Origin of the sequence: Mesorhizobium sp. M0991 (assembly GCF_040318915.1) — a bacterium.
In the GTDB taxonomy this organism is placed as follows: Bacteria; Pseudomonadota; Alphaproteobacteria; order Rhizobiales; family Rhizobiaceae; genus Mesorhizobium.
Window position 1 is genome coordinate 1 of record NZ_JAMYNE010000080.1, and the last position, 4,957, is coordinate 4,957.

6 protein-coding genes and 1 pseudogene are annotated in these 4,957 nt (G+C 60.1%); 5 read left to right on the top strand and 2 right to left on the bottom strand.

Annotated elements, in window-relative coordinates:
* The 3 genes from NKH70_RS35355 to NKH70_RS35365 all read left to right on the top strand — a co-directional run.
* On the top strand, window positions 1–582 hold a 582-nt coding region (locus tag NKH70_RS35355), incomplete at its 5' end, for a thiazole synthase (protein WP_353027447.1).
* Window positions 579–1,184 carry a thiamine phosphate synthase gene (locus NKH70_RS35360; protein WP_353027448.1) on the top strand — a complete coding sequence of 202 codons (606 nt, stop codon included), beginning with the start codon at window positions 579–581 and terminating at the stop codon, window positions 1,182–1,184. The genes NKH70_RS35355 and NKH70_RS35360, both read left to right, overlap by 4 nt.
* Window positions 1,175–1,936 (top strand): hydroxymethylpyrimidine/phosphomethylpyrimidine kinase, encoded by a 762-nt coding sequence (locus NKH70_RS35365; RefSeq protein WP_352977283.1) that lies wholly within the window; start codon window positions 1,175–1,177, stop codon window positions 1,934–1,936. The genes NKH70_RS35360 and NKH70_RS35365 overlap by 10 nt, the downstream gene beginning before the upstream one ends.
* 649 nt (window positions 1,937–2,585) lie before the next feature.
* Here NKH70_RS35365 and NKH70_RS35370 read toward each other — a convergent pair.
* Both NKH70_RS35370 and NKH70_RS35375 read right to left on the bottom strand, forming a co-directional pair.
* Window positions 2,586–2,756 carry a hypothetical protein gene (locus NKH70_RS35370; RefSeq protein WP_352716635.1) on the bottom strand — a complete coding sequence of 57 codons (171 nt, stop codon included), beginning with the start codon at window positions 2,754–2,756 and terminating at the stop codon, window positions 2,586–2,588.
* Between the two features lie 170 nt (window positions 2,757–2,926).
* Entirely contained in the window at window positions 2,927–3,436 is a 510-nt protein-coding gene (locus NKH70_RS35375; RefSeq protein ID WP_292655108.1) for a hypothetical protein, read from the bottom strand.
* A gap of 615 nt (window positions 3,437–4,051) precedes the next feature.
* On the opposite strand from NKH70_RS35375, the gene NKH70_RS35380 reads away from it, so the two are divergent.
* Both NKH70_RS35380 and NKH70_RS35385 read left to right on the top strand, forming a co-directional pair.
* Window positions 4,052–4,693, top strand: a complete 642-nt coding sequence (locus tag NKH70_RS35380) for a peroxiredoxin-like family protein (RefSeq protein ID WP_352716634.1) — start codon at window positions 4,052–4,054, stop codon at window positions 4,691–4,693.
* Window positions 4,694–4,821: 128 nt separating this feature from the next.
* Window positions 4,822–4,957, top strand: a pseudogene (locus tag NKH70_RS35385) (amino acid ABC transporter permease); the annotation flags it as partial.

Here is a 4,957-nt window from a genome sequence, read left to right on the forward strand (position 1 = left end):
AGAATCCTTGCCAACACCGCAGGCTGCCACTCCGTCAAGGAAGCGGTCACAACCGCGAAGATGGCGCGCGAGATCTTCGGGACGACCTGGATCAAGCTCGAAGTGATCGGCGACCACGACACGCTGCAGCCGGATGTGTTCGGTCTGGTCGAAGCCGCCCGCATCCTGTACGAGGACGGTTTTGCGGTATTCCCCTATACCACCGACGACCTTGTTGTCGCCGAGCGGCTGCTTGCGGCGGGCTGCAAGGCCTTGATGCCGTGGTGCGCACCGATCGGTTCCGCCCTCGGGCCGATCAACCTCATGGCGCTGCGCTCGATGCGTGGGCATTTCCCCGACGTTCCCATGATCGTGGATGCCGGGCTCGGACGGCCGTCGCACGCGGCGACCGTCATGGAACTCGGCTTTGACGCCGTGCTCCTGAACACGGCGGTCGCCAAGGCGGCCGATCCGGTCGGCATGGCGCGTGCTTTCGGCAAGGCGGTCGAGGCCGGTCGTGAGGCCTTCTGCTCGGGAATGCTCGAACCGCGCGACGTCGCCGTGCCGTCGACGCCGGCGATCGGCAGGGCAGTTTTTTCATGAAGCTCGATCCCTTCTACCTGATCGTCGACAGCGCTGCCTGGATCGAACGGCTAGTGCCGCTTGGCGTCAGGCTGGTGCAACTGCGCATCAAGACCATAGATGAGGCCAGGTTGTGCACCGAAATCCGGAAGGCGAAGGCCCTGTGCGCCGAGCACCAGTGCCAGCTCATCGTGAACGATCATTGGCGCCTGGCAATCGAGGAGGGCTGCGACTTCGTGCATCTCGGCCAGGAAGATCTGCAAACCGCCGACCTCTCAAGGATACAGTCAGCCGGTGTCAGGCTCGGGTTGAGCACGCATGATCATGTCGAGCTGGCGATGGCCATTTTTGCCGATCCCGACTATGTTGCGCTGGGTCCGATCTATCCCACCATCTTGAAGAAAATGAAGTGGGCACCGCAAGGGCTAGAGCGGATCAGCGAGTGGAAGCGGCGGGTGGCGCCAATCCCATTAGTCACTATCGGCGGCCTCAACCCTGGCCGCCTCGATGGCGTCTTTGAAGCCGGCGCCGACAGCGCCGCAGTGGTCACCGACATCACTTTGAGCTCCGATCCCGAAGCGCGCACCAGGGAATGGATCGAAAAGACGGACCGATGGCGATGAGACGAGAACCGCATGTGCTTGTCGTTGGCGGATCGGATTCCAGCGGGGGTGCTGGAATAGCACGCGATATCGAAACGATCGCATCCATTGGCGTGCGCACCTGTCTGGCCGTCACAGCGCTAACGGTGCAAACGCACGACGCCGTGACGGAAATTCATCATTCTCCACCAAGCCTGGTCGCCGATCAGATGCGCGCCGCGCTGCGGGCCAACGAAGTGGCGACCATCAAGATCGGCATGCTCGGAACAGCCGAGATCATCGCTGCGGTTGCCGCCGTACTGCGCGAAAATCGACAGGTGCCGGCAGTACTCGATCCAGTGCTGGCCTCCACCTCAGGCCGGGCTCTCCTGGAAGCAGGCGCTATCGCCGTCATGAAGCGCGATCTGATGCCGCTTTGCTGCCTGGTCACGCCCAACCTTCCTGAACTGGCGCTCCTTATTGGCTCCGAACTGGCAGTGGATGAGAACGGTGCGCTCCAACAAGGACAAAGACTGCTGGCCGCCGGCCCTCAGGCAGTGCTGATCAAGGGTGGGCATGCCTCGGGACCCCAATCGACCGATATTCTGCTGCGCTCCGATCATCAACCCATCCATGTCGATCTACCGCGCCTTGCCACATCGATGCGCGGAACAGGTTGCATGCTGGCCAGCGCGATTGCGGCGCATCTGGCGAAGGCGAAGCCGCTCGAAGAGAGCGTGCGCGAAGGCAAGCGGCTTGTCTTCGCCACGTTTCAGAAGAATGGAGCAGAATGAACCCGGCTTGTGCGGTACAAGCAGCTTTTGCCGCTAGTACGCCGGATCCTGAGCGTTTGCTCGCTGTCGCAAACTCTTCGACGAAAATCGCAACAACACGGCGGTTCGAACCCGAACTCGTGGCAGCAATTCGCCAGCGGTCGCGGCAAAAGGCGTTGAACAACAAGGCTTGAGCTTAGGCACCAATCGGTTGGCCGAATCTCTTCCCTCCCCTAAAACAGGCACGTTGCGCCGCTGCCTTGGCGGTCGCTGTCGGGATTGCGACGGGTGTTCGCATAGGGGCCAGGAATTCGCGACCGATCTGCTCTCCCCGGAAATATGGCGCGAGAAGATTGCGACCACAGCCATTTGAGCCATTGCTGTTGTTCAGCCCGTTTCCCAACCACTGCACAGTTTCGGGCGAAATGCACAAAAGCCAGCCGGTGACCGGAGGCGGTCATCGAAGCAGCCAATGCCCTGGGCCCGAGCTCAATGGGGAGGCGCGTAGCACCACGTTTCAAGGTCGGTGAGCCTAGGAGGGCGGTGATCCCAGCGACTTTGTGAGAAACACACCGAGATTCGATGGTCGAGGACCTTCAGCGGCTTTCAATCAGGTAGATTGCGATGATCCCGTCTTGCGAAGCTCGCGGGCGCCTACCGAAGCCAATTCTCAATGATAGCCGCTCCGCGACGGCATGACTGTCGTTTCTTCACTGTCTGCCAGGACGAGTGAGCGTCGGATGCCGCAGCCTTCTGACTGCCCCTGCGACGCGATCGCCGCCACGACTAAACCGACGACAAGCGAAATGGCCAGGGCGACACTTACCGACAGATGATGCATACCGGCGTTCCTACCGAGCGCACCTACAACCGTCGACCAACGTTTTGAATCCAGCCTGCGACGGTCTCAGACATACCTAACGAAGGCTTAATTTCAGTCGGGACGAAACTGAGTAGACGGCAATATTGGAACAGTCGCCTGGCCCTCTGCATAGCCCTTCGGATGCGTCTTCATCGTAGCTTGAGGAACGCGCCCGTGTAGGTCTGGCCGGCAAGCGTAACGGTTCCGGCCAGTGCTCCGTCCGGCCGCATGACAAAACTGACGTCGGCGCCATTCGGCAGGCGCTCAAGCTTCAACGTCCTCCCTACAATTCTTCCAGCGCCGGCGGCCTCTCCCGGATAGTTGTCGCCCAGATTTCCCCACGCATAGGTGACCGTCACCTTCCCATTGGAAGAAACCGTTTGAACAGCAAGTTTGGCGTCATACATCCCCTCCAATCGGCCGGCCCATAGACCGGAAAAATCGGCGTACTTTGTTGGAACGCCCTTGCCTGGCGGAGTGACCGCCACGGATTGATGCATGATTGCTGAGCCGGAAGGAACCCCGGCAGCAGCCAAGGGCGGTTGGAGAGGAATTCCCGATTCTAACGCAGGTTCGAGAGTGACGGGTTGCGGCGTTTCGGGGGCCGATTGGCACGCGGCTAAGACAAGCGCGGCGAAGCCAAGCATTGCGTTGTACATTTGGTGGGCCATCTTCTGGTGCCCCGGCCATCTTTGAATCTAGCGCAGACCGAACTTATCACGCGTTTTCACAACATGTGTCTAGGCGTCCATCATTTACAAAGCCGCCGGCAGAGGGTGCACTCACTTCGGCGGAAGGGCCAAAGGGGCCGCCGGCGAGGCGAAGTGCTTCCGCGCGGTCCCGATCGCGTTTTTCGCATATTGTATGCTCGCGGCGGATCCTGGCGCAGTGCTATGGAGAATTCGTAATTCGCCGCTTCATCGATCCCGGGGAGCCATCGCCTTTTCTACGCCAAGTCGCGATTTTGACGCCGGCGTGCGATTTTTCCCTACGCTTCGATCTCGTGTCAGAGCATCGAGGACAGATGAAATCAAGCGCAGAATAGCGGCCTCGCCCGCCCCCGCCTATTCTTCGCAAGCCGCGATCGCCGGACTGACGACGCAGATGCTTTTTCGTGTTATGATGGGCTTGCAACGCGCGTAATCTCGACCTCGGCAATATGGCAGAGGTCGAAAGCTATTGCCTTGGCACAGGAAGCTTTCGCCCCAGCACTTGATCGCCTCCGAAACGCTGGGTGCTGCTTTCCCTGACTGACCCGGGCGAGGAGGTTGTCCATGTCCACGAGTAGTGTTGACCGCCCGCTGCAGCCGGGCGACCGGGCACCGAATGTTGTGCTCAATGCGATCTCACGCGAAGGCAAGATCGCGCTCGATGATTTTCGAGGCCGTAGCCCGTTGTTGATCGGTTTGTTCCGAGGCCTGCACTGTCCGTTCTGCCGGCGCCATGTCGCGGCGATGGCGCAACTCAAGCCGGCCCTGCGTGAGAAAGGCGTCGAATGCCTGGCTGTGGTCAATACGCCGGTCGAGCGGGCGCGGCTCTATTTCCGTTACCACCCGGCACCCGATCTCCTCGCCGCATCCGACCCGGAGCGCGCCTCGCACCGTGCTTTCGGCTTGCGCGAGGTCGGGATGGACACGGTCATGGCGATATCGTTCCATCTCCCGGGCGAGTTGCCCGAGCCTATGGACGTCATGGCAATGAATGAATTTCTTAACAAGAAGGAAGGATATGAGATTACGGAAGTCGATCAGCAGGCGATGGCTTCCAGCCAGGCGCAGCTTGTCGGTCAGTTCCTAATCGACCGGGCGGGCATCGTACGCTGGAACTTCACTGAAGTTCTGGAGGATGGCCTCAACACCTTCAGAGCGCTGAATCCCGAGGAATTGATGTCGGCAGCTTCGCAAGTTGCACATTAAGAGGCTGCGGAAATGGGCTGCTGAAAACTCGCTCGACGGCCACCGTCCTGTGGTGATTCTTTGGATTTAACAATCGTCGAAATGCTCAGCGCGGGAGGCTAAGGTCTGCCCGTGGGCTTCGTACCGCTATGGTCGTCGGCTTTTGCTTGGCTCTCGTCGCGACAACACTCCGGGTTCCCAGGATTCCGGTGATCAGTCATCTGACTGACCTCTACGTGTCCTATGCCCGGAGTGTTCCCGTCGTCCTGCAGTTGTTCGTCGCGT